Source organism: Bradyrhizobium sp. CB82 (genome assembly GCF_029714405.1).
GTDB lineage: Bacteria > Pseudomonadota > Alphaproteobacteria > Rhizobiales > Xanthobacteraceae > Bradyrhizobium.
The window spans coordinates 5,181,109-5,203,384 of record NZ_CP121650.1 but is presented as its reverse complement, the minus strand read 5'-3'; the positions used below and the strand labels follow the sequence as shown (position 1 = coordinate 5,203,384).

Genomic DNA, 22,276 nt, shown 5'->3' with positions numbered 1-22,276 from the left:
AATGTCTTTCACGCAAGTTGCAGCGCGCGCGTGCGCAATTGCGGCGGCAATGCGGAAAAAAGAAGTCGGCGCGCCACACTATTCCTTTACACCAAGATGTGACTCGTTCCCGATGCGCGGGCGCGTGCGTCAAAGCGTCGTACGATCGATGCCGGAGTCGCTGCAAATACTGGATTATTAAGGGGTCCATGAATGCAACTAAACATTCATTAATACAGCGGGTCCTTTGGACTGAACTGTTGCGTTGCGGTTACAGCAATTCCGTCGATCGCTGTTAAGAGGTGCGCACGGCCCGGGGGCCTTTACGAAGAAACTGGAACGGGAATCAAATGAAGAAGAGTTTGTTGCTTGTCACTGCGAGCCTCGTCGCGCTCAGCGCGGCTGCGCCGGCGGTGGCTGCTGACCTCGCAGCACGGCCTTACACGAAGGCTCCGCCTCCGATGATCGCCGCGATCTACGACTGGAGCGGCTTCTACATCGGTATCAACGGCGGTGGCGGTTCGGCTCACACCACCTGGGATTTCGTCGGCGTCGGCTCGGAAGGTTCGCACAACGCGACCGGCGGCACCGTCGGTGGTCAGATCGGCTATCGCTGGCAGGCCGGACAGTGGGTGTTCGGGGTTGAAGGCCAGGGCAACTGGGCCGACTTCTCCGGCGACAACGTCAGCAACATCTTCGCGGGTGACCGCAATCGCACCAAGATCGACGCGTTCGGTCTGATCACCGGTCAGGTCGGCTACGCCTGGAACAACGTGCTGCTCTATGTGAAGGGCGGCGCGGCTGTGGTCAGCGACAAGTACGACGTCTTCAGCACCGCAACGGGCGCGCTGCTCGGCTCGACCAGCCAGACCCGTTGGGGTGGCACGGTCGGTGCCGGCCTCGAATACGGCTTCGCTCCGAACTGGTCGGTTGGCGTCGAGTACAACCACATCTTCCTGGCCGACAAGGACGTCACCTTCACGGGTCTCGTGGGTACCGACCGCATCCGTCAGGACGTCGACATGGGCCTCGTCCGCCTGAACTACAGGTTCGGCGGCCCGACCGCCCCCAGGTACTGATTGGCGTGTACTGATATCGATCGCTCTTCCGGAGCGGTTTGCGAAAGCCCCGGCCTTGCGCCGGGGCTTTTTTCTTTCGAGAATTCATCGAGTTAACCATTGGGTGCGAAGCGGGGCCGCGGCTGCCGTCGCGCTGCTTGACTCTTGGAACAAAAACAGAACAATGTTCTCTCTATGTTCTAGCGAGGGAGCAAGGCCATGTTGAAGATCTTCGTGGAAGAAGCCGCTGCACTGGCATCGATCACGCTGTTCGTCGGGATGATCGCGATCTGGGCGCAGGTGATTCCCCAGCTCTGAGCGGCGATCGGCGGCCCCCCTGTTGAAAAACGGGACGGCACGAGGAATGTGCGCCGTCGCCGTGGACTCCGGGGGGCCGAGGCACCACCATTGTGGGGCGAGTCGGGCCCGCGAAGCGCGCATGCTGCGCCCTGGTCCGGCTGGCGTTCCCACGATGCCCAGGAGGCCTTAAGCGACCATGCCGAGCGCCGGATTTGTCCATCTTCACGTTCACTCGGCCTATTCGCTGCTCAAGGGCTCGATCAAGATCGCCAAGCTCGCCGAGCTTGCGAAAAAGGACCATCAGCCGGCGCTGGCGCTGACCGACACCGACAACATGTTCGGTGCGCTGGAGTTCTCCGACAAGATGGCGGGCTCGGGTATCCAGCCGATCGTCGGCTGCGAGCTCGCGATCGATTTCGGCGACCAGGATCCGAACGCGCGTAATGCGATTCCGCCCTCGCGGGTCGTGCTGCTGGCAGCCCAAGAGCGCGGCTATCGCAGCCTGATGCGGCTGAACTCGCGCGCGTTCCTGGAGACGCCCGACAGCCACGCGCCGTTCATCAAGTTCGATTGGCTTGATGGCGAGACCGACGGCCTGATTGCGCTGACGGGCGGCCCGGACGGTCCTATCTCGCTTGCGCTCGGGGTCGGCCATGCGGAGCTCGCCGCGGAGCGCTGCGAGCGGCTCGCCGGTCTGTTCGGCGACCGCCTCTACATCGAATTGCAGCGCCATGGCATCGACAAGGAGCGCCGCATCGAGAGCGGGCTGATCGACATCGCCTACACAAAAGGCCTGCCGCTGGTTGCGACCAACGAGCCGTACTTCGCCTCGACGGACGATTACGAGGCGCACGATGCGCTGCTCTGCATCGCCGGCGGGCGGCTGATCGCCGAGAGCGATCGCGAGCAGCTCACGCCCGATCACCGCTTCAAGACGCGGGCCGAGATGGCCGTGCTGTTCGCCGACATTCCGGAAGCGCTTGCCTCGACGATCGAGATCGCCGAGCGCTGCTCGTTCCGCCCGATGACGCGCAAGCCGATTCTGCCGTTTTTCACCGTCGGTGCCGCAGGCAGTTCCGATGCGGCCGCGGTCGAGGCGGCCGAGCTGAAGCGGCAGGCGGAGGAGGGGCTTGCCAACCGTCTGCGCGTGCATGGGTTATCGCAGGGCACGACCGAGGAGGACTACAACAAGCGGCTCGCCTTCGAGCTCGACGTCATCACCCGCATGAAATATGCGGGCTACTTCCTGATCGTGTCCGACTTCATCAAATGGGCGAAGTCGCAGGGCATTCCGGTCGGGCCGGGCCGCGGCTCCGGTGCGGGCTCGCTGGTTGCGTGGGCGCTGACCATCACCGACCTCGATCCGATCAAGTTCGGCCTGCTGTTCGAGCGCTTCCTCAATCCCGAGCGCGTCTCGATGCCGGACTTCGACATCGACTTCTGCCAGGACCGCCGCGGCGAGGTGATCCAGTATGTGCAGCAGCGCTACGGCCGCGACCAGGTCGCGCAGATCATCACCTTCGGTACGCTCCAGGCGCGCGGCGTGCTGCGCGACGTCGGGCGCGTGCTGCAAATGCCCTATGGGCAGGTCGACAAGCTGACCAAGCTGGTGCCGCAGAACCCGGCCGCGCCCGTCACACTCGCGGCCGCGATCGAGAGCGAGCCGAAGCTGCAGGCGTTCCGCGATGAAGACCCGGTGGTGGCGCGCGCCTTCGACATCGCCCAGCGCCTCGAAGGCCTGACGCGCCACGCCTCGACGCATGCGGCCGGCATCGTGATCGGGGATCGCCCCTTGAGCGAGCTCGTGCCGCTCTACCGCGATCCCAAATCCGACATGCCGGTGACCCAGTTCAACATGAAATGGGTCGAGCCCGCGGGCCTCGTGAAGTTCGACTTCCTCGGCCTGAAGACGCTGACCGTGCTCGACGTCGCAGTGAAGCTCTTGAAGCCGCGCGACATCCACGTCGATCTCGCCACGCTGCCGATCGACGATGCCGAGAGCTACCAGATGCTTGCCCGCGGCGACGTGGTCGGCGTGTTCCAGGTTGAAAGTCAAGGCATGCGGCGCGCGCTGATCGACATGCGCCCCGACCGTTTCGAGGACATCATCGCGCTGGTCGCGCTGTATCGCCCGGGCCCGATGGCGAACATCCCGACCTATTGCGCGCGCAAGCACGGCGACGAGGAGCCGGAATATCTGCACCCCGTGCTGGAGCCGATCCTGAAGGAGACGTTCGGCGTCATCATCTACCAGGAACAGGTGATGCAGATCGCGCAGGTGATGTCGGGCTATTCGCTCGGCGACGCCGACCTGTTGCGCCGCGCGATGGGCAAGAAGATCCGCGCCGAGATGGACAAGCAGCGCGACATCTTCGTCGCCGGCGCGGTGAAGAACGGCGTGCCGAAGGCGCAGGCCGAGACGATCTTCGAATTGCTCGCCAAATTCGCCGACTACGGCTTCAACAAGAGCCACGCGGCAGCCTACGCGCTGGTGTCCTACCACACCGCCTACATGAAGGCGCATTATCCGGTGGAGTTCATCGCGGCGTCGATGACGCTCGACCTCAACAACACCGACAAGCTCTCCGAATTCCGCTCCGAGGCGCAGCGCCTCGGCATCAAGGTCGAGCCGCCGAACGTCAACCGCTCTGGCGCGACCTTCGAGGTCGGCGAGAAGACAATCTTCTATGCGCTCGCCGCGCTGAAGGGCGTCGGCCTTCAGGCCGTCGAGCAGATCATCGAGGAGCGCACCCGAGGCGGGCTGTTCACCTCGCTTGCCGATTTCGCCGCGCGCGTGTCGCCACGCGCGATCAACAAGCGCATCATCGAGAGCTTAGCCGCCGCCGGTGCCTTCGACACGCTGGAGCCGAACCGGGCGCGCGTCTTTGCCGGTGCGGATGCGATCCTCGCCGCCTGCCAGCGCGCGCATGAGGCCGCCACCATCGGCCAGAACGACATGTTCGGAGGCGCATCGGATGCACCCACCATCATGCTGCCGCAGATCGAGGCCTGGCTGCCGGCGGAGCGGCTGCGGCGCGAATATGACGCGATCGGGTTCTTCCTGTCGGGCCATCCGCTCGACGACTACGCGACCGTTCTGAAGCGCCTGCGCGTGCAGAGCTGGGCGGAGTTTTCTCGCGCGGTGAAGACCGGCGCGACCGCCGGCAAGGTCGCCGCCACCGTGGTGTCACGCATGGAGCGGCGCACCAAGACCGGCAACAAGATGGGCATCATGGGCCTGTCCGACCCGACCGGGCATTTCGAGGCGGTGCTGTTCTCCGAAGGGCTTGCGCAATATCGCGACGTGCTCGAACCCGGCGCTGCGGTGTTGCTACAACTCGGTGCGGAATTGCAGGGCGAGGACGTTCGCGCGCGCGTGCTGCACGCCGAGCCGCTCGATGACGCCGCCGCCAAGACGCAGAAGGGGCTGCGCATCTTCCTGCGCGACACCAAGCCGCTGGAATCCATCGCGCGGCGGCTTGCAGGTCCCGACGCCGCGCCCTCGAACGGCGCCGCGCCAAAGGTGGGCAGCCCCGGCACCGCGCCGCGCTCCAACGGCGACGGCGAGGTGTCGCTGGTGATGATGCTCGATCTGGAGACCGAGGTGGAGATGAAGCTGCCCGGCCGCTTCAAGGTCTCGCCGCAGATCGCAGGCGCGATCAAGGCCGTCGCGGGCGTCGTCGACGTGCAGCAGCTTTAGCTGCCGCATGGTTGCGGCCTGTGCGTTTCCCCCGGTGGTTGCGCCGGTGTTGTTGCAACCAGGCGATGTTTCCAGCTAGCATACGCCTGGGGAATACTGGGGGACGTAATGTTACTGCGTGGGTTTGTGCTGCTCATGGCAGCGGCGTTGCTGTGTGGCTGTGAGACCGCAAGGAGCGGTCTGGACTATTCGGAGACCTTGCGAAAAATTGGGCCTCCAAAGGCGGGACAGGCGCGCATCGTTGTACTGCGCGAAAAGGGCTATGGCGGCCTTGCCGATGCGGGCTGGGGATTTACCCTTGATGGCAAGCCGCTCGCCGGCCTCAAGACCGGGACATACGTCTATGCCGATCGCCCGGCCGGCCAGCATCAGTTCGTGGCGGAAGAGCCGGGCTTCCCCGGCGTCACGCACGTCGATTTCGCCGCGCAATCGGGCCAGACCCTGTTTTTCGTGGCGCGCATGAGCGAGCGAAAGAGTGCTGTGATCGCGAATGCGAGTACGGGATTGCTCGGATATGGCCTCACGCTGGCGATGACCTCCGGTTACAAGAACCAGGGGCCGATGGATTTCCTGCCACTGGAGGAAACGGCTGCGCGGACGACGATCGCGGAGCTGCGGCTGGCGGAGTAGGGGCGCACCTCGACATCGGGCTTCGTGACGCCGTCGCAGGCGGCATGTAAAATTGCTCGTCTGCGCCGAGCCGTCAGGCCATTGAAGCTGGGAGCGAACCATGTGCGACAAATGCTCTGAAAATCCGATCAATCACATCGCGCCCTCGCGGCGGTCCGCGATGGTCTTTGTTGCCTCGGCGCTCGGGCTGGCCGTGGGCGGGGCCGCTTTGGCCAAGGAGACCAAATCGCCACCCAAGCCGCAGAACGTGCTGTCGCCGGACACCGCGTTGAAGCGGTTGATGGACGGCAATGCCCGATATGTCGACGGCGTCACGCGCCGCCACGATTTCAAGCATGAGCGTGAAGCGCTGGTCGGCGGCCAGAATCCGTTCGCAGCCGTGTTGAGCTGCGCCGACTCGCGTATCGCTCCGGAATACGCCTTCGACACCGGCCGCGGCGATCTCTTCGTCTGTCGCGTGGCCGGCAATTTCGCCGGCACCGAAACCATCGCCAGCATGGAATATGCGGTCGCCGTGCTCAACACGCCGCTGATCCTGGTGCTGGGTCACGACGCCTGCGGCGCTGTCGATGCGACGCTCAAAGCGCTCAAGGACAACACGTCGCCGCCCGGACACATTCCCTCGCTGGTCGAGGCGATCGCGCCGGCCGCCAAGGCGGCCATGCAACAGGGCGGGAACGCACTCGATGTGGCGATCCGGCAAAACGTGATCGACAACGTCGCCAAGCTGAAGTCGGCGGCGCCGATCCTCAATGCCGCGGTCGAGCAGGGCAAGCTCAAGGTCGCCGGCGGCATCTACCGCCTGGCCACGGGCACCGTCGACCTGATCGTCCAGGGGTAGGCAGAAGCTGGGAACATCTGGCCCCGCCGTTCCGCAATCGCGAACCTGACATGGGGCTGACGGGCGGCGGGGTGCGGCCATGCCGTCGCCTCAATCCAAGCGCTTGTCGTTCAAACGCCATTCAGCCAGCCGCGCGCATCATGTGCGGTGCAAGCTCAACATCAATAGCGGGCGCGAAAGCCATGCGTGGGACACGACAATCTTTCCTTGGATCCTTCCTTGGTCTGCTTCTTCCGGGCCTGCTGCTTGCGGCAGGCGGGCTCTTCGATCCCGCCTATGCCCAGCAGCAGGAGAAGCGCATCGCGCTGGTGGTCGGCAACGGCGCCTATGCGAAGTCGCCGCTGGCGACGACCGCCAATGACGCCGGCCTGATCGCACAGACGCTCCAGGCCGCCGGCTTCGACGTGGTCGGCGCCCGCGACCTCGACGGCGACACGCTGCGCAAGAGCTTTCGCGATTTTCTCCAGAAGGCTCAGACATCGGGACCCGGCACGGTCGCGATGATCTATCTCGCCGGCTATGGCGTGCAACTCGCCGGTGAGAACTACTTCATCCCGGTCGACTCCAGCATCACGCGCGATACCGACGTCCCGACCGAGGCGCTGCGGGTCAGCGACTACGTCCGCCAGCTCGCCGCGCTGCCGCTGAAGGCGAACATCGTCGTGCTCGACGCGGCGCGGGCGCAGCCCTTCATCGAGGGCGGCCAGCCGATCGCGAGCGGGCTCGCGCTGGTCGAGCCCGAGGCGAACATGCTGATCGCCTTCAACGCCGCGCCGGGAACGGTCGCGCCGCAGGAGCCTGGACCGTATGGCATCTACGCGCAATCGCTGGCCGAAATGATCCGCACCGGCGGCCTGTCGCTGCCGGAGGTGTTCGACCGCGTCAGGCTACGCGTCAATGAGGCCAGCAAGGGCGCGCAGGTGCCTTGGAACGAGCAGAAAATCAGCGCCCGGTTCGCCTTCTTCGAGCGCGGGCCCGACGCGCCGCCGCCGCAGACGGCGCCGGATCAGGTTGCCGCGATCCGCAGCAAACCGATCCGCGATCTCGGCGTGCAGGATGCCTATGCGTCCGCGCTCGAGCGCGACACGCTGCCGGCCTACGAAGAATTCCTCGCCGCCTATCCCGGAGATCCCCTGGCGAAACGGGTGATGGTGATTGTGGCTGCGCGGCGCGAGGCGATCACCTGGCGGCGGACCTATCGCACCGACACGCCGGAGGCCTACTGGTCCTATCTGCGTCGCTATCCGCGCGGCCCGCACGCAGGTGATGCGCACCGGCGTCTGGCGATCCTGACGGCGCCGGTCGAGCCGCCGCCGAGCTTCGCGATGATCGACTACGACGTGCCGCCACCGCCGCCGGAGGAGGTCGTCTATGTCGATCGGCCGGTGCTGTACTTCAGCGATCCCGATTTCGGCTTTGCGCCGCCGCCACCGCCGCCGGTGTATTTCTGCCCGCCGCCGCCGCCGGACTTCGTCGTACTGCCGCCGCCGCTCCCCGTGGTCGGCCTGTTCGTGCTGCCGCAGCCGGTGTTCGTGCCGATCCCGGCATTCGTGAGTCCGCCGGTTTACGTTGCACCGCCGCCGAACAACATCATCTATCAGAACATCCACAACACCACGATCATCAACACCGTCATCAACCAGCCGCCGCCCACGGCGGCCGCGGGTCTCGCGCCGACCAGCCTGGCTCCGGCGGTCTCCGGCCGCGCCACACCCGCCAGTCCGGCTGTGCCGCAGGCAGTTGCACAGCGGGCCGCCCTGATCCAGCAGGGCAAGCTGCCGATGCCGCAAAGCGCAACCATCACGCCGACCGCAAGACCGGGGACGCCCGGAGCGACGCCGGCGAATGTCGCGCCGAGCGCAACGCCGCCCGCCCAGCAGAGACTGCCTCAGGCAAACACGCTACCCGTGCCTGGTGCTCATGGAACTCCGGCGGCGCCGGGAGGCGCTGGGCCGACGCAACCTGCCGCCCAGGCGCCCAACGGCAGGCTCGCGCCGACAGCGACGGCGCCCACCGGCAACACCGCACCGGCGCAGGCCAACGCGCCCGCGGCTGGAGCGCGAGGGCAGCCCAAACTGCCCGAGGCCCATGCATTGCCGGTGCCTGGTGCTCATGGGACGCCGCCGACACCCGGCGGTACGGGCCCGGCGCCATCCACTGCCCAGACACCCGGTGGCAGAGGCGCACCGACCGCGACCGCGCCGGCCGCGGTACCGCCAGGCACGCCTCCGGCGATTTCGGCAACCCCCAGCGGCAAGCCGTCGCTGGTCCGGACGCCGCCCACGACCGGACCGGATCATCGCGGTAATCGGCCCGGATCAAACCAGGCCGTCTCGCCGCCGCCGCCGTCCGCGATCCGGGCGCCTGCGGTTACCTCCGTAAAGCCTGCCGCCCCTCCGCCACCGCCCCCCGTCGCTCGGCAGCAGGTCAGGCCAGAGCCTCCGCGGGCAGCGGCGCCGCCACCGCAGGTGGCCAGGCCTGCGCCCCCGCCACCACCTCCGTCCCGGCCGGCGGCCGTCGCGAGACCCGCGCCACCGCCCCCGCCACCGCCGCGGGTGGCGGCACCCCGCCGCCGCGTCCGGCGCCTCCGCCGGTTGCCGCGGCACGGCCGGCGCCGCCGCCACCGGCGGCGAGGCCGGCGCCACCCCGCCACCGCGAGTCGCGGTTGCTCCGCCGCCGCGTCCGGCCCCGCCGCCACCCCCGCACCCGGCGCCGGCTCCGGCTGCGAAGAAATGTCCGCCAAACCAGCCGAAGTGCTAGGGAGCTCCGTGAAAACCCCGTGGACGGGCCCAAGGAGGGGCTGCTTAACGCCCCTCCAAAGACCCTTATTTCCTTGCTTCTGACCGAAATCGCGCTATATAGCGCGCCATCTCACACGGAAACATGGCTCAAAAGGCCGTCCGGTGGCAACCGGGGCGAGAACGCCCCGTTTTGCTCACACGTTTCCGGAGGAACCAACCGGAGAATTATCACTATGGCACTACCCGACTTCACCATGCGTCAGCTGCTCGAAGCTGGCGTGCATTTTGGTCACCAATCCCACCGCTGGAATCCGAAAATGGCGCCGTTCATTTTCGGGACCCGCAACAACATCCACATCGTCGACCTCGCGCAGACCGTGCCGATGCTGCATCAGGCCCTCCAGGCCGTCAGCGACACCGTTGCGAAGGGCGGCCGCATCCTGTTCGTCGGCACCAAGCGCCAGGCGCAGGACGGCGTTGCCGATGCTGCCAAGCGCTGCGCGCAGTACTTCGTCAATTCGCGCTGGCTCGGCGGCACGCTGACCAATTGGAAGACGATCTCGGCGTCGATCAAGCGCCTGCGTCATCTCGACGAGGTGTTGTCCGGTGGCGAAGCCAACTCCTACACCAAGAAGGAGCGCCTCACGCTCCAGCGTGAGCGCGACAAGCTCGACCGCTCGCTCGGTGGCATCAAGGACATGGGCGGCCTGCCCGACATGATCTTCGTGATCGACACCAACAAGGAAGACATCGCGATCCAGGAAGCCCAGCGGCTCAACATCCCGGTCGCGGCGATCGTCGATACCAATTCCGACCCCAAGGGCATCACCTATGTGGTGCCGGGCAACGACGACGCGGGCCGTGCGATCTCGCTCTATTGCGATCTCGTCGCGCGTGCGGCGATCGACGGCATCTCGCGCGCCCAGGGTGACGCCGGCATCGATATCGGCGCTTCGGTCCAGCCAGCTGCTGAAGAGCTTCCGTCCGCCAGCGGTTTCCAGGGCCTTGCAGGTCCGCGCGGTACCGCCGACGACCTCAAGAAGCTCCCGGGCGTGTCGGGTGCAATCGAGAAGAAGTTCAACGACCTCGGGATCTTCCACTACTGGCAGCTCGCCGAGCTCGATCACGCCACCGCGCACAAGATCGGCGAAGAGGTCGGTCTGCCCAGCCGTGCGGATGCCTGGGTGGCCAAGGCCAAGGCGCTCACTGCGGAAGCGGAATGACAGTCGAGGGGTGGCCGGATCGTTCCGGCTGCCATTTCAGTTGACGCGATGTCCTGTGATGGACCGCGGTGGGGCGAGACAGCGCCGCGCCGCGGGTCAACCGGCAGGCAAGAAGGATTTTCAACGATGGCTACGATCACAGCTGCGATGGTCAAGGACCTGCGCGAGTCGACCGGCGCGGGCATGATGGACTGCAAGGCCGCGCTCACCGAAACCAATGGCGACATGGAAGCGGCGCAGGACTGGCTGCGCAAGAAGGGCCTGTCCAAGGCCGCCAAGAAGTCCGGCCGCGTTGCGGCCGAGGGCCTGATCGGCGCGCTCACCAAGGGCACCAAGGGCGTCGTGGTCGAGGTCAACTCCGAAACCGACTTCGTCGCGCGCAACGGCCAGTTCCAGGGCCTCGTCAAGATGATCGCCCAGGTCGCATTCGACGCCGGCGCCGATGTCGAGAAGATCAAGGCCGCCAAGGTCGGCGACGTCACGGTCGAAACTGCGATCAACGACGCGATCGCGACCATCGGCGAGAACATGACGTTGCGCCGCGCCGCTTCGCTCGAAGTGAAGCAGGGCGTGGTGTCGAGCTACGTCCACGGCGCTGTCATCGATGGCGCCGGCAAGATGGGCGTCCTCGTCGCCCTCGAATCGTCGGGTAAGGCCGATGAGCTCGCAGCGCTCGGCCGCCAGCTCGCCATGCATGTCGCGGCCGCCAATCCGCTCGCGCTCGACCCGGCCGGCCTCGATCCGGCGGTCGTGAAGCGCGAGAAGGACGTGCTCGCCGACAAGTATCGCCAGCAGGGCAAGCCGGAGAACGTGATCGAGAAGATCGTCGAGTCCGGCCTGAAGACCTACTACAAGGAAGTCTGCCTGCTGGAGCAGGCGTTCATCCACGACACCGGCAAGTCGGTGGCGCAGGCGGTGAAGGAAGCTGAGGGCAAGGTCGGGGGGGCGGTGAAGATCGCCGGCTTTGTGCGCTATGCTCTCGGTGAGGGAATCGAGAAGCAGGAAAGCGACTTCGCGGCGGAAGTCGCGGCCGCCAGCGGCAAGAAGTAAGCGCCGGGACGTTTCCTTCCGGCGTGCCGCCGGAAGCGGCGCCCGGAGAAGGAAAGTGCTCATGACTGATCCGGTCTACCGTCGCGTGGTGATCAAGCTGTCCGGCGAATATCTCGCGGGACCGCAGGGTTTTGGGATCGACCAGCCCACGGTTGACCGGGTTGCCGACGATCTGATCGGCGCCCGCCATCTCGGCGCCGAGGTCGCGGTGGTGATCGGCGGCGGCAATATCGTTCGCGGCGTGGAGGTGTCCTCCCGCGGCGTTTCGCGTCCCACCGGCGACACCATGGGCATGCTCGCCACCGTGATGAACTGCCTTGCGGTGGAAGCGGCGATCGAGCGCAAGGGCACGCCGGCGCGCACCCTCTCGGCCTTCGTCATGCCCGAGATTTCCGAGCTGTTCACCCGCGCCGCGGCGCACAAATACCTCGCCGAGGGCCGAATCGTGCTGCTCGGCGGCGGAACCGGCAATCCGTTCTTCACGACCGACACGACGGCGGTGCTGCGCGCCGCCGAGATCGGCGCCGAGGCCGTCCTCAAGGCGACCAATGTCGACGGCGTCTACTCGGCCGATCCCAAGCAGGATCCGGCCGCCAAGCGTTTCGACCGGCTGACGCATTCGCAGGCGATCGAGGGCGGCTACAAGGTGATGGATGCGACCGCCTTCGCGCTTGCCCGCGAGACGTCGCTGCCTATCATCGTATTCTCGATCGCCGAGCCGGGCTCGATCGGCGCGATTCTGCGCGGCACCGGCCGCGGGACGATCGTCGCCGGCTGACGGCCCGCCGGGCGCAGCTCCTGCGCTCGGCCTCAAGTATCTGAAGGGAGAGCGTGATGGCCACGGGTAATTTCGACCTCAACGAATTGAAGCGCCGGATGCAGGGCGCCACCCAGTCTCTCAAGCACGAACTTGGAGGCCTGCGCACCGGGCGCGCCTCAGCCTCGATGCTCGATCCGGTCCAGGTCGAGGCCTATGGCACCCACATGCCACTCAACCAGCTCGCCACCGTCAGTGTGCCGGAGCCGCGCATGATCTCGGTCCAGGTCTGGGACAAGTCGATGGTCAAGCCGGTGGAGAAGGCGATCGTCGATTCCAACCTCGGCCTGTCGCCCGCCACCGAAGGGCAGGTGCTGCGCCTGCGCATCCCCGAGCTGAACCAGGAGCGTCGCAAGGAACTGGTCAAGGTCGCGCACAAATATGCCGAAGCGGCGAAGGTCGCGGTGCGCCACGTCCGCCGCGACGGTCTCGACGTTCTCAAGAAGCTCGAGAAGAATCACGAGATGTCGGAAGACGACCAGAAGCGTCACGCCGACGAGGTGCAGAAGGCTACCGACGGCGCGATCACCGAGATCGACCAGCTGCTGGCGGCCAAGGAAAAAGAAATTCTCACCGTCTAAGGCATCGCGTTCATGTCCAACGCCGCCGCGCCCGTCACGGAAGGACCGGAAAGATCCGAGGCGCCCGCGCATGTCGCCATCATCATGGATGGCAACGGGCGCTGGGCGGCTGCACGTGGCCTGCCGCGCGCCGAGGGCCACCGCCGCGGCGTGGAAGCGTTGCGCCGCGTCGTCCGTGCCTCGCATGAGCTCGGCATCCGCTATCTCACCATCTTCTCCTTCAGCTCCGAGAACTGGTCGCGGCCGGCGAGCGAGATCGGCGATCTCTTCGGCCTATTGCGCCGCTTCATCCGCAACGATCTCGCGCGCCTGCACCGCGATGGCGTCAAGGTGCGCATCATCGGCGAGCGCGAGGGTCTCGAAGGCGACATCTGTGCCCTTCTGAACGAGGCGGAGGAGCTGACGCGCAACAACACGCGTCTTACCCTGATCGTCGCGTTCAACTACGGCTCGCGGCACGAGATCGCGAAGGCGGCGCAAAAGCTCGCGCGCGAAGTCGCCGAGGGCAAGCGCGATCCGGCCTCGATCAATGCCGAGACGCTCGGGCACTATCTCGACGCACCCGAGATTCCCGATCCTGATCTCATTATCCGCACCTCCGGCGAGCAGCGCCTGTCCAATTTTCTGATGTGGCAGGCGGCCTATAGCGAGCTGGTGTTCGTGCCGATCCATTGGCCGGATTTCGACAAGGCCGCGCTCGAAGGCGCGATCGCCGAATTTGCCAGACGCGAGCGCCGCTTCGGTGGCCTGGTCGCGAAAACCGCCTCGTGACCGAAAACGGTGCCGCGCCGGCGGGCTCAACGCCGGCTTCAAGCAACCTGATGATGCGTGTCCTCGCGGCCCTCGTGCTGGCGCCGCTTGCGATCGCGCTCGCCTATGCCGGAGGCTGGATCTGGGCGTTCCTGGTGACGCTCGTCTCGATCGGGCTGTTCGTGGAATGGCTGACGGTGGTCGGGGCAGGGAAGGCGGGGCCGACCGGGGCCGGCACGATCGCTCTTGCCGTCATAGGCTTCTGCGCCGCCCTGGGCTGGCTGACCCCCGTTGTCCTGATCGCCGTCCTCGGCTTCGTCTGCATTGCTCTTCTTGCAAAAGAACAGCGCGGCTGGACGGCGGCAGGTTTCCTCTATGCGGTTGCGGCCCTCGTCGCCTCGGTGCTCGTGCGCCAGGATCCCGTGAACGGCTTTGTCGCGCTGATGTTCGTGCTGCTGGTGGTCTGGGCGACCGACATCGGCGGCTATTTTGCCGGCCGGGCCATCGGCGGTCCGAAATTGTGGCCGCGCGTGAGCCCGAAAAAGACCTGGGCCGGCGCGCTCGGCGGTTTCGCTGCTAGCCTCACGGTGGCTGGCGGGTTTGCCGCCTTCGGCCTCGGGAAGGCGGTTCCGCTATTGGTCCTGAGCGCTGTCCTGTCGGTGGTCTCGCAGCTCGGCGACCTCTTCGAGTCCGCGGTCAAGCGGCGGTTCGGGGTCAAGGATTCCAGTCACTTAATTCCCGGCCACGGCGGCTTGATGGACCGCCTGGACGGCTTTGTCGCCGCCGTCCTGGTGGCCTCGATTTTTGGCATCCTGCGCCATGGTGTGCATAGCGCGGGAAGCGGTCTTATGGTTTGGTGAAACAATGAGCCCAGTCCCTTTGCGTAACAACAAGCCCGCGGCGTCCGCGGTGCGCAGCGTCACCGTCCTCGGTGCCACCGGCTCGATCGGCGACAGCACCATGGATCTGTTGCGTGCCTCGCCCGAGCGCTATCGCGTCGAGGCGCTGACCGCCAACGGCAACGTCGGGGCGCTTGCAAAGCTTGCTAGAGAGTTTTCCGCGCGCTTTGTCGCCATCGCCGACGCCTCGAAACTTCCCGAGCTCAAGGACGCGCTCGCCGGCACCAAGACCGAATGCGGCGCCGGCGAAAGCGCTGTCATCGAGGCCGGCGCACGGCCGGCCGATTGGGTGATGGCGGCAGTGAGTGGTGCGGCCGGATTGAAGCCCGCGCTCGCCGCAGTGGATCGCGGTGCCCATGTCGCGCTCGCCAACAAGGAATGCCTGGTCTGCGCCGGTGATTTCTTCATGCAGCGCGCCACCAAGGCGGGGGCGTGCATTCTGCCCGCCGATTCCGAGCACAACGCGCTGTTCCAGGCATTGAGCTCGGGCAATCGTGACGAGCTCGTGCGCGTCATCATCACCGCCTCGGGCGGTCCGTTCCGCACTTGGAAGAGCACAGACATCGAGCAGGCGACGCTGGCCGAGGCGCTCAAGCATCCGAACTGGAGCATGGGCCAGAAGATCACGATCGATTCCGCCTCGATGATGAACAAGGGTCTCGAGGTGATCGAGGCGTCCTATCTGTTCGCCTTGAAGCCGGACGAGATCGACGTGCTGGTCCATCCGCAGTCGATCATCCACGGCATGGTCGAATTCTCCGACTGCTCGGTCGTTGCCCAGCTCGGCGCGCCCGACATGCGTACGCCGATCGCGCACTGCCTCGGCTGGCCCGACCGCATCAAGGGACCGGCCGCCAAGCTCGACCTCGCCCGGATCGGGCAATTGACCTTCGAGGCGCCGGATTTCGAACGCTTCCCGGGATTGCGGCTTGCTTACGATTCGTTAAGGACGGGACGCGGCGCAACTACAGTATATAATGCGGCGAACGAGGTCGCGGTGGCGGCCTTCATCGCCGGCAAGATCAGATTCGGCGCCATTGCGCGACTGGTCGAAGCAACGCTCGAAGACTGGATCAAGGGCGGCAATCTGGCGCCCTTGTCCTCGGCGGATGATGCGATCACCGTTGACCATGTTGCGCGAAATAGAGCGGCCACCCTATTGCCTCAAATTGCCTGAAAGGCAACCTAGAGGGTTCGGGACCGGGGCCGCGGCCGCGGGTGAGGGAAATCGATGACTGAGTTTTTTGTCCATAGTTTCAGCACGTTGAGCCATGGGCTCATCGGCTACGCGATCCCCTTTTTGTTCGTCCTGACCATCGTCGTGTTCTTCCATGAGCTCGGCCATTTCCTGGTCGCGCGCTGGGCCGGCGTGAAGGTGTTGACCTTTTCGCTCGGCTTCGGCCCCGAGCTCGTCGGCTTCAACGACCGCCATGGGACGCGCTGGAAGATCTCGGCGATCCCGCTCGGCGGCTATGTCAAATTCTTCGGCGACGACACCGAGGCCTCAACGCCGTCGGCCGAGACACTGGCTGCGATGTCGGCCGAGGAACGCGCCGGCAGCTTCCACCACAAGAAGGTCGGCCCGAGGGCGGCGATCGTCGCGGCCGGACCAATCGCGAATTTCCTGCTCGCGATCGTGATCTTCACCTGTCTTTTCACCTTTTTCGGCAAGCCATCGACGACGGCGCGAGTCGACAAGGTCGAGGCTGGCAGCGCCGCAGCGACCGCCGGCTTCCAGGTCGGCGACGTCGTAACGGCGATCGACGGAACCAAGATCGGAAGCTTCTCCGACATGCAGCGGATCGTCGGCACGCATGCCGGTGACAAGCTGACCTTCACCGTGAAGCGGGGCGATTCCCTGGTTGATCTGGCCGGAACCCCGGAGTTGCGCGAGGTAAAGGATCCGTTCGGCAACGTGCACCGGCTCGGCGTGCTGGGAATCACGCGGCAGACGGCGGCCGGTGACACTGTCACCGAGCGGGTCGATCCGGCCACCGCGCTGTGGCTGGGCGTGAAGGAAACCTGGTTCGTGATCGACCGGACGCTGGCCTATATCGGCGGGGTGTTTGCTGGCCGCGAGGCGGCCGACCAGGTCGGTGGTCCGCTCCGAATCGCCCAGATCTCGGGGCAGGTCGCGACCATCGGGCTTGCGGCGCTGATACATTTGGCCGCGGTGCTGTCGATCTCGATCGGGTTGCTGAACCTGTTCCCGGTTCCGCTGCTCGATGGCGGGCACCTTCTGTTCTATGCGGTGGAGGCGGTGCGGGGCCGGCCTTTGTCGGAGCGCGCGCAGGAAATGGGGTTCCGAATCGGGCTCGGGCTTGTACTGATGTTGATGGTGTTCGCGACGTACAACGACATCCTCCATCTGGCGGCATCGTGAAGCGGGCTTTTTTGTGACGTTGCTCTTAGGCAACGTCTTGGACTGAAATTGAAATTACGGCGCGCTCGGCCGTTTGCGGCGTCGGTGAAATTAGCTACAAGCGGCGTGAAACTTGGGGAATCTCCCGGCCCGGGGGTTGGGTCTGGGTTGGAATGATTGAGGGCGCGTTGCGCATGATGTTTGGAATGCGAGTCCGGGGGGGTCTGCTTGCCACCCTGATCATGTTCGGCGTGCCGGTGCTTGCCCCGGTCGGGGCTGTTTTCGTGCCTTCGTCCGCGGCGGCCCAGACCGTGGATTCGATCTCGGTGGAGGGGAACCGCCGTGTCGAGGTCGAGACCATCCGTTCCTATTTCAAGCCCGGTCCTGGCGGGCGGCTTGACCAGGCGGCCATCGACGACGGCCTCAAGGCGCTGATCGAGACCGGCCTGTTCCAGGACGTGAAGATCAACCGCGTCGGCGGCCGGATCGTGGTTTCGGTGGTCGAAAACGCAGTCATCGGCCGCGTCGCCTTCGAGGGCAACAAGAAGATCAAGGACGAGCAGCTCGCCGCCGAAGTCCAGTCCAAGCCGCGCGGCACGTTCTCTCGCGCCGTGGTGCAGTCGGACACGCTGCGGATCGCCGAAATCTATCGCCGCTCCGGCCGCTACGACGTGCACGTCACGCCCGAGATCATCGAGCAACCGAACAACCGCGTCGATCTGATCTTCACGATCGAGGAGGGCGCCAAGACTGGCGTCAAGTCGATCGAGTTCGTCGGTAACGTTGCCTATTCCAGCTATCGCCTCAGGGATGTCATCAAGACCCGTGAGAGCAATCTCCTGAGCTTCCTCGGCAATGCCGACGTCTATGATCCGGATCGGGTCGAGGCCGACCGCGACCTGATTCGACGCTTCTACCTCAAGCACGGCTTTGCCGACGTGCAGGTCGTCGCCGCGATCACCGAATACGATCCGGAGAAGAAGGGGTTCCTTGTCACCTTCAAGATCGAAGAAGGCCAGCAGTACCGCGTCGGCTCGGTCGACTTCCGCACGAGCATCCCGAACTTCGATCCCAACGTGCTGCGCACCTATTCGCGCGTCAGCGTCGGCTCGCTCTACAATGTCGAATCGGTCGAGAAATCGGTCGAGGAAATGCAGATCGAGGCCTCGCGCCGCGGCTTCGCCTTCGCCGTGGTTCGGCCCGGCGGCGACCGCAATTTCGATGCGCATACCGTGTCGGTCGTGTTCAACATCGACGAAGGCCCGCGCACCTATATCGAGCGCATCAACATTCGCGGCAACACCCGCACCCGCGACTACGTGATCCGGCGCGAGTTCGACCTCTCCGAGGGCGACGCCTACAACCGCGCGCTCGTCGATCGTGCCGAGCGCCGGCTGAAGAACCTCGACTTCTTCAAGACCGTCAAGATCACCACAGAGCCCGGCTCGTCCAGCGACCGCGTCGTCCTGATCGTCGATCTCGAGGAAAAGTCCACCGGCGACTTCTCGGTGTCGGGCGGCTACTCCACGACCGACGGCGCGCTGGCCGAAGTCTCGATCTCCGAGCGCAACCTTCTCGGCCGCGGTCTGTTCGCCAAGGCCGCCGTCACCTACGGCCAGTATGCGCGCGGGTACTCGCTGTCGTTCGTCGAACCGTACCTGCTCGACTACCGCGTCGCGCTCGGCCTCGACCTCTATCAGCGCACGCAGCTGTCCAACCGCTTCATCTCGTACGGCACCAAGACGCTGGGCTTCAGCCCGCGACTCGGCTTCAGCCTGCGCGAAGACCTGGCGTTGCAGCTGCGCTACTCGATCTACCGGCAGGAGATCACGCTACCGTCCTTCCTGACGGACTGTAACAACACGCTGGGCACTCACGCCAACATGAGCCCGGCCTTCGCGAATGCGAACGGTATCAACATCTCCGACACCACCAACAGCCTCGGCTGTTACGCCAACGGCGAAGCCTCGCTGCCGGTGCGCAAGGAGCTGGCGAACGGCGCGACGCTGACCTCGGCGCTGGGCTACACGCTGACCTACAACACGCTGGACAACAACAAGAACCCGACCGACGGTCTCCTGGTCGACTTCCGGCAGGACTTCGCCGGCGTCGGCGGCGACGTCTCCTACCTGAAGACCGCGGTCGATGCGAAGTACTACCAGTCGCTGGTGTCCGATCTCGTCGGCCTCGTCCACGTGCAGGGCGGTATCCTCAACAAGTGGGGTAATACCGAGCTGCGCATGCTCGATCACTTCCAGATGGGCCCGAACCTCGTACGCGGCTTTGCGCCGAACGGCATCGGTCCGCGCGACCTCAATCCCTACGGCACGCAGGACGCGATCGGCGGCACGAAGTACTGGGGCGCTTCGCTCGAATTGCAGATGCCGTTCTGGTTCCTGCCCAAGGAAGTGGGTCTGAAGGGTGCGGTCTATGCCGACGCCGGCGGTCTCTACGACTACCAGGGCCCGACGACCTGGGCGTTCACCGGCGAAACGACGACGACGAAGAACTCGTCCTGCACGCCGTCGACCATCAATCCGGCCACGCCTGGAACTTGCACCGGATTGGTGTATGACGATAGCAAGGTCATCCGTTCTTCGGTGGGTGTCGGTCTGATCTGGCAGTCTCCGTTCGGACCGCTGCGCTTCGACTACGCAGTGCCGCTCACCAAGGGCCAGTTTGACCACGTGCAGCAGTTCCGGTTCGGCGGCGGTACGTCGTTCTAAGCGGATCTCCGGCCGGACCTCGACGGGGTGGAATGGCGCAGCCGTCCTTCTTCAAGAAGCCGCCTGCGTCGGCGCTGGCTGATGTTGCCACGCTGACGAAGGCGCAGCTGGTCGACCCGACCCGGGCCGGCCACATCATCACGGGCCTGGCTTCGCTCGACGAAGCCGGCCCGATGCATCTGACGTTCTTCGACAACCTCAAATATGTCGACCAGCTCAAGGCGACCAAGGCCGGCGCGTGCCTCGTCAGCCCGCGCTTCGAGACGCAGGTGCCGGCACATGTCGCAGCGCTACGCGTGGCGCAGCCGTTCCGCGCCTTCGTCAAGATCGCTCGGGAATGGCATGGCGACGCGCTGAGGCCGCAATCCTCGGTCGGCAATGACGGCATTGCGCCGTCGGCGATCATCGATCCGACGGCGCGTCTGGAGGATGGCGTCGTGGTCGATCCGCTGGCCGTCATCGGCCCCGAGGTCGAGATCGGCAGCGGCACCGTGATCGGCGTGGGCGCGGTGATCGGCCCCGGCGTCAAGATCGGTCGGGACTGCGACGTTGGCGCCCGTACGGCGATCCAGTGCGCCCTGATCGGCAACAATGTGTTGATCCACCCCGGCTGTTCGATCGGCCAGGACGGCTATGGCTTCGTCTTCTTCGGCCCCGAAGGCCACCTCAAGGTCCCGCAGACCGGACGCGTGCTGATCCAGAACGACGTCGAGATTGGCGCCGGCACCACCATCGATCGCGGCAGCTTGCGCGACACCGTGATCGGGGAGGGCACCAAAATCGACAACCAGGTCCAGATCGGCCACAATGTGACGATCGGCCGGCACTGCCTGCTGGCGGCTCAGATCGGACTCGCCGGCAGTCTGACGATCGGCGACAACGTGGCGCTGGGAGCAAAGGTTGGCATCAACAACCACCTCAAGATCGGCGACGGAGCTCAGGTAACTGCCATGAGCGCCGTCAAGGACGACATCCCGGCAGGCGGACGCTGGGGTGGTCATTTCGCCAAGCCGACCAAGCAGTGGTTCAAGGAGATCATCGCGGTGGAGCGCCTGGTGCGCGACAGCAAGGCCGATCCGAAGGACGAGGGACAGGAGTGATGGACGAGGCACCGGTCAGGTTCGAGCTCGTGGATATCAATGAGATCCTCCGGACGCTCCCACATCGCTTTCCAATGCTGTTGATCGATCGGGTGATCAACATCCGTACTGACTACAGCGGCATCGGCATCAAGAACGTCACCTTCAACGAGCCGGCTTTCCAGGGGCATTTCCCCGAGCGGCCGGTCTATCCCGGCGTGATGATGATCGAGGCGATGGCGCAGACAGCGGGCGTGATCGGCATCAAGTCGGTCGAAGGCACCGAGAAGCCGCGGGCCGTGTATTTCCTCACCATCGACAAGTGCAAATTCCGCAAGCCGGTGCTGCCCGGCGACACCATCGAATACCACATGCGCTCAATCGGCCGCCGCAAGGCGATGTGGTGGTTTCACGGCGACGCCAAGGTCAACGGCCAGGTCGTCGCCGAAGCCGACGTCGGCGCGATGCTGACGGACTGAGGCGCGCAAAGTCCCGACCGATTGTATTCGGCTTACTGTTTTCTCCGTCATTCCGGGGCGCGACGAAGTCGCGAGCCCGGAATCCATCGGGCCACAGTACAAGTGGGAAAATGGATTCCAGACTTGCGCGCTTCGCACGCATCCCGAAATGACAGCGGACCCGGCCGAAACAAGCCGAGATGATACGTCACTGGACAGATCACGCAAAGTCGCGCTAACCACCGGAAAACCGAGCGACTTCAACGGATAGCCAGACCTTCTTAATGAGCAAGATTGATCCCACCGCGCGCGTGGAAGACGGTGCAATGATCGGCGAGGGCACGGAGATCGGACCCTACTGCATCATCGGCCCGAACGTTGTGATCGGCAAGAATTGCAAGCTGATCGGGCAGGTCACGATTATCGGCCACACCTCGATCGGCGACGACTGCGTGATTTCGCCGTTCGTCGTGCTCGGTGGCGCGCCTCAGGATCTCAGCTACAAGGGCGAGGCCACCAAACTCGAGGTCGGCTCCGGCTGCATCATTCGCGAAGGCGCGACGATGAACGTCGGCACCATCAAGGGTGGTGGCCTGACGCGCGTCGGCAACGGCGGATATTTCATGAACAACAGCCACGTCGGCCACGACTGCATGGTCGGCAACAATGTCATCTTCGCAACGTCGGCGACGCTCGGCGGCCACTGCGAGATTGGCGACTTCGTTTATATCGGCGGCCTCTCCGCGGTGCATCAGCTCACGCGCATCGGCCCGCAGGTGATGGTCGGCGGCGTTTGTGGCGTGCGCGACGACATCATCCCGTTCGGGCTCGTCAACGGCCAGTATGCGGTGCTCGAAGGTCTCAACCTCATCGGCATGAAGCGGCGCAAGTTCACCAAGCAGCGGCTCGCGACGGTGCGCGCGTTCTATCAAAAGCTGTTCCACGGCCCCGGCATTTTTGCCGAGCGGCTCGCTTCGGTACAGCCGCTTGCGGCGGAGGATCCCGCGATCGCCGAAATCCTCGACTTCATCGGCAAGGGCAAGCATCGCCCGCTCTGTCTTCCCGCGATCGGGCAGTAATCA

Annotated in this window: 16 protein-coding genes and 1 pseudogene; all 17 read left to right on the top strand. The window is 65.2% G+C overall.

Annotation, left to right across the window (positions count from 1 at the left end; translation table 11 throughout):
• Positions 1-329 precede the first annotated feature (329 nt).
• The 17 genes and pseudogenes from QA640_RS25350 (at position 330) to lpxA (ending at position 22,273) form a co-directional block, all read left to right on the top strand.
• Positions 330-1,058, top strand: coding sequence for an outer membrane beta-barrel protein (locus tag QA640_RS25350; RefSeq protein WP_283035662.1), 729 nt, complete (start codon positions 330-332; stop codon positions 1,056-1,058).
• Between the two features lie 475 nt (positions 1,059-1,533).
• A complete protein-coding gene (gene dnaE, locus QA640_RS25345; protein ID WP_283035661.1) occupies positions 1,534-5,037 on the top strand; it encodes a DNA polymerase III subunit alpha in 3,504 nt (1,167 codons plus the stop codon).
• A 135-nt stretch (positions 5,038-5,172) separates the two neighbouring features.
• Positions 5,173-5,667, top strand: a complete 495-nt coding sequence (locus QA640_RS25340) for a hypothetical protein (protein ID WP_283035660.1) — start codon at positions 5,173-5,175, stop codon at positions 5,665-5,667.
• Positions 5,668-5,767: 100 nt separating this feature from the next.
• Positions 5,768-6,508: a carbonic anhydrase gene (locus tag QA640_RS25335; RefSeq protein WP_283035659.1), complete on the top strand. Its 741-nt coding sequence runs from the start codon at positions 5,768-5,770 to the stop codon at positions 6,506-6,508.
• 182 nt (positions 6,509-6,690) lie between these two features.
• Positions 6,691-9,268, top strand: a pseudogene (locus tag QA640_RS25330) (caspase family protein).
• Between the two features lie 214 nt (positions 9,269-9,482).
• Positions 9,483-10,472, top strand: a complete 990-nt coding sequence (locus QA640_RS25325) for a 30S ribosomal protein S2 (RefSeq protein WP_283035658.1) — start codon at positions 9,483-9,485, stop codon at positions 10,470-10,472.
• Positions 10,473-10,598: 126 nt separating this feature from the next.
• Positions 10,599-11,522 (top strand): translation elongation factor Ts, encoded by a 924-nt coding sequence (tsf, locus tag QA640_RS25320; RefSeq protein ID WP_283035657.1) that lies wholly within the window; start codon positions 10,599-10,601, stop codon positions 11,520-11,522.
• Between the two features lie 61 nt (positions 11,523-11,583).
• Positions 11,584-12,300, top strand: coding sequence for a UMP kinase (pyrH, locus tag QA640_RS25315; RefSeq protein WP_283035656.1), 717 nt, complete (start codon positions 11,584-11,586; stop codon positions 12,298-12,300).
• A gap of 56 nt (positions 12,301-12,356) precedes the next feature.
• The gene (frr, locus tag QA640_RS25310) at positions 12,357-12,920 is read left to right on the top strand and encodes a ribosome recycling factor (RefSeq protein ID WP_283035655.1); all 564 of its coding nucleotides are present in this window, start codon (positions 12,357-12,359) and stop codon (positions 12,918-12,920) included.
• 12 nt (positions 12,921-12,932) lie between these two features.
• Positions 12,933-13,691, top strand: a complete 759-nt coding sequence (locus tag QA640_RS25305; protein ID WP_283035654.1) for an isoprenyl transferase — start codon at positions 12,933-12,935, stop codon at positions 13,689-13,691.
• Positions 13,688-14,530, top strand: coding sequence for a phosphatidate cytidylyltransferase (locus tag QA640_RS25300; protein WP_283035653.1), 843 nt, complete (start codon positions 13,688-13,690; stop codon positions 14,528-14,530). Before QA640_RS25305 ends, QA640_RS25300 begins: the two co-directional genes overlap by 4 nt.
• A gap of 4 nt (positions 14,531-14,534) precedes the next feature.
• The gene (gene dxr, locus QA640_RS25295; protein ID WP_283035652.1) at positions 14,535-15,746 is read left to right on the top strand and encodes a 1-deoxy-D-xylulose-5-phosphate reductoisomerase; all 1,212 of its coding nucleotides are present in this window, start codon (positions 14,535-14,537) and stop codon (positions 15,744-15,746) included.
• Between the two features lie 54 nt (positions 15,747-15,800).
• Positions 15,801-16,952, top strand: a complete 1,152-nt coding sequence (locus tag QA640_RS25290; RefSeq protein ID WP_283035651.1) for an RIP metalloprotease — start codon at positions 15,801-15,803, stop codon at positions 16,950-16,952.
• 173 nt (positions 16,953-17,125) lie between these two features.
• Positions 17,126-19,657 carry an outer membrane protein assembly factor BamA gene (gene bamA / locus QA640_RS25285; RefSeq protein WP_283035650.1) on the top strand — a complete coding sequence of 844 codons (2,532 nt, stop codon included), beginning with the start codon at positions 17,126-17,128 and terminating at the stop codon, positions 19,655-19,657.
• Positions 19,658-19,689: 32 nt separating this feature from the next.
• Positions 19,690-20,757 carry a UDP-3-O-(3-hydroxymyristoyl)glucosamine N-acyltransferase gene (gene lpxD, locus QA640_RS25280; protein ID WP_283035649.1) on the top strand — a complete coding sequence of 356 codons (1,068 nt, stop codon included), beginning with the start codon at positions 19,690-19,692 and terminating at the stop codon, positions 20,755-20,757.
• Positions 20,757-21,215: a 3-hydroxyacyl-ACP dehydratase FabZ gene (fabZ, locus tag QA640_RS25275; protein ID WP_283035648.1), complete on the top strand. Its 459-nt coding sequence runs from the start codon at positions 20,757-20,759 to the stop codon at positions 21,213-21,215. The genes lpxD and fabZ overlap by 1 nt, the downstream gene beginning before the upstream one ends.
• A 263-nt stretch (positions 21,216-21,478) precedes the next feature.
• Positions 21,479-22,273, top strand: coding sequence for an acyl-ACP--UDP-N-acetylglucosamine O-acyltransferase (lpxA, locus tag QA640_RS25270; protein WP_283035647.1), 795 nt, complete (start codon positions 21,479-21,481; stop codon positions 22,271-22,273).
• Positions 22,274-22,276: the final 3 nt, after the last annotated feature.